The organism is Pseudomonas sp. HMWF006 (assembly GCF_003061205.1).
Taxonomy (GTDB): domain Bacteria; phylum Pseudomonadota; class Gammaproteobacteria; order Pseudomonadales; family Pseudomonadaceae; genus Aquipseudomonas; species Aquipseudomonas monsensis.
Map to the genome: position 1 here is coordinate 960 of NZ_QAIU01000179.1, position 2,546 is coordinate 3,505.

A 2,546-nucleotide genomic window follows, 5' to 3' on the forward strand; every position below is an offset into this window, starting at 1 on the left:
AGAGTTTGCAGGGTGGCTTTGAGCAGTAACTGCAGAAACGCTTCGTCGTGCGCCGGTGGCCAGAATTGCGCGACAAAACGGCCCATTTCATTCTGGCTGTCGGGGAGCAATACGCCCAGATTTAGCTCGCTGAGCTGAATGCCCGGCCACAGCAAAGCAATCGCCAGCAACGTCAGCAGCAGACGCGGCCATGCGGCGGGATCGCGTGAATCGGCCTTCAGCATCGTGGAATCTGCACAGTCAAAGGCACCGCTGCAACGGTCGGTGATTGCAGTTGTTCGTTGGCGTATAAGGCATCGAGCATTGGTGGTGTGACACGATCGGAAGGGCTGTCGAACAGAATCTGCCCGTCGCGCAAACCGATGATTCGCGGGAAGTGCGACAACGCCAGATCCACCGCATGCAGGCTCGCCACCAGCGTGACGTTATGTTCGCGAGCATGCCGCGACAGGATCGACAGCGTGTGCCCGGCCATGACCGGGTCCATAGCTGACACCGGTTCATCGGCCAACAGGATTTCCGGTGCCTGATACAGCACTCGCGCAATCCCGACACGTTGCAACTGACCGCCGGAGAGTTGCTGGCAATGGGCGAACAACTTGTCGCCCAGGTCCAGTCGCGCCAACGCCGCGCGTGCACCGGCTACATCCAGCGGATGCAACAAATTCAAGAGACTTTTACCCAGACTCCACTGCCCCAGCTTGCCGGCCAGCACGGCGGTGACCACGCGCTGACGCGGCGGCAGCGGCGGTGCCTGATGCACCAGGCCGATGCGCGCGCGCAGGCGTTGGCGTTGGCGGGCAGACAAGTGCCAGGCGCGCTCGCCCAGCACTTCGACGTCGCCGCTACTGGGGCGCAGGGCGGTGGCCAGCAGGTTGAGCAAACTCGATTTACCGGCCCCGGACGGGCCGATGATAGCGACCTGTTCGCCCGCGCCAATCTGCAAGTCGATGCCGCGCAGGGCATCGACTCCGTTGGCGTGGCGCAGGCTGCCGTGGTTGAGGCGTAGTGTCATTTCAGCAGTTCGGCAGCGCGGGCGGCTTCCTCGATACCCTTGTAGTTCTCCGGCCTGGTTTCAATGAAGCGGCTGGCGGCTTGCAGATCGAGGATCTTCTTCTGTTCCGGGTTGGCCGGGTCGAGGTCAAGGAAGGCTTTCTTGATCTTCGCCGCCAGGGCCGGATCGAGGGTGCCGCGCACAGTCCAGTTGTAATCGAAGTAGGTCGGGGTGGTGGCGAAGACTTTTACCTTGCTGGTGTCGACCTTGCCGGCATCGACCAGTTTCTGCCAGACACTGGCGTTGAGCACGCCGGCATCGACTTTGCCCGCCTGCACCCAGGCGACGGTGGCGTCGTGAGCGCCGGAGTAGGCAACGCGGCTGAAATACGCTTCCGGCTTGATGCCATCGTTTTTCAGCATGAAATAACGCGGCATCAGGCTGCCGGAAGTGGACGACACCGAACCGAACGCGAAGGTCTTGCCCTTGAGGTCGGCCAGGCTTTTCACGTTCGGGTCGGCGGTGATGAATTTACTGGTGAACTGCGCATCCTGCTCGCGCTGGACCAACGGGATCACTGGCGTTGTTGCGTCGGTCTTCAAACGCGCCTGCACGAAGGTGAAACCGCCAAGCCAGGCCAGGTCGAGGCGATCGGTCGCCAGCGCTTCAACCACCGCCGGGTAATCGGCCACCGGCACGAACTGCACCTTCATGCCCAATTGCTGTTCCAGATAGGCGCCCAGCGGCTCGAATTTGCGCAGCAATTCGGTCGGGGCTTCATCGGGAATCGCGCTGACCTTCAGCACATCAGCGGCTTGCGCCACCAGCGCGGATAAGGACAGGGCCAGGCCGGCGGTCAGTGCCAGGGTTCGCTTGAGCATAGAATTCTCCGTTTCATGAGCGTCTGAAGGCGATTGGGCCGCCGCAGCAAGATCAACGCGGCGCGCAACGTCAGGGTAGACGAAACGGCGAGGTTATACGCATTCGAGGCGTCAAAGACCAGCATTGGTACTTTGCGATGTTTTACGCGATATAGCTGTAGGCGCTGCGGCACGCGCCTGCCGGTTTGCCTGTGCGCGGGTGCCTTTTCAGTGGTTTGACGTACCGGTGGTTCGCCGGCTGGCGAGTGGAAGTGGCTGGCGCAACGGCGCCGGCCACTGAGTCCGCGCTAGCTCAAGGCGAATCAGCCTTGGCCAGATCGCTCAGCAGCCACTCGGTAAAACTGCGCGCCATCGGCATGTTCTCGCTGTCGCGATGGGTCAGCAGCGCCCAGTTCGGCCCGCGAATAGTCTGATCGACCATCGGCTGCAACGTGCCGTCGACCCTGGCCTGGCGGCTGAGCAACTGACTGACCAGGGCTATGCCGAGCCCGGAGCAGGCAGCGTCGAGCAGCAATCCCGGATCGGAAAAATTCAACCCCTGATCGCGCTGGCCGAGATCGAGCCCGGCCTCGACGGCCCAATGGCTCCAGTCCATTTCCCGCTCACCATGCAGTGTGGTGCGTTGCTCTGCTGGCAGGGCTAAAACGCTCGGATGACAGGCCGGATAGAGG

General features: G+C 62.1%; 3 protein-coding genes and 1 pseudogene. All 4 read right to left on the reverse strand.

Annotation, left to right across the window (positions count from 1 at the left end; genetic code table 11):
• Positions 1-224: pseudogene (locus DBR24_RS31650) on the reverse strand (ABC transporter permease); the annotation flags it as partial.
• Positions 218-1,015, reverse strand: coding sequence for a phosphonate ABC transporter ATP-binding protein (locus DBR24_RS07060; protein WP_128614321.1), 798 nt, complete (start codon positions 1,013-1,015; stop codon positions 218-220). The gene DBR24_RS07060 and the pseudogene DBR24_RS31650, both read right to left, overlap by 7 nt.
• Positions 1,012-1,875 carry a putative selenate ABC transporter substrate-binding protein gene (locus DBR24_RS07065; protein WP_128614322.1) on the reverse strand — a complete coding sequence of 288 codons (864 nt, stop codon included), beginning with the start codon at positions 1,873-1,875 and terminating at the stop codon, positions 1,012-1,014. Before DBR24_RS07065 ends, DBR24_RS07060 begins: the two co-directional genes overlap by 4 nt.
• Before the next feature lie 292 nt (positions 1,876-2,167).
• On the reverse strand, positions 2,168-2,546 hold a 379-nt coding region (locus DBR24_RS31655), incomplete at its 5' end, for a LysR substrate-binding domain-containing protein (protein WP_256591317.1).

Bases quoted from the DNA above. Each gene is read 5' to 3' on its own strand.
- DBR24_RS07060 (WP_128614321.1), bottom strand. From the start codon at position 1,015: ATGACACTACGCCTCAACCACGGCAGCCTGCGCCACGCCAACGGAGTC.
- DBR24_RS07065 (WP_128614322.1), bottom strand. From the start codon at position 1,875: ATGCTCAAGCGAACCCTGGCACTGACCGCCGGCCTGGCCCTGTCCTTA.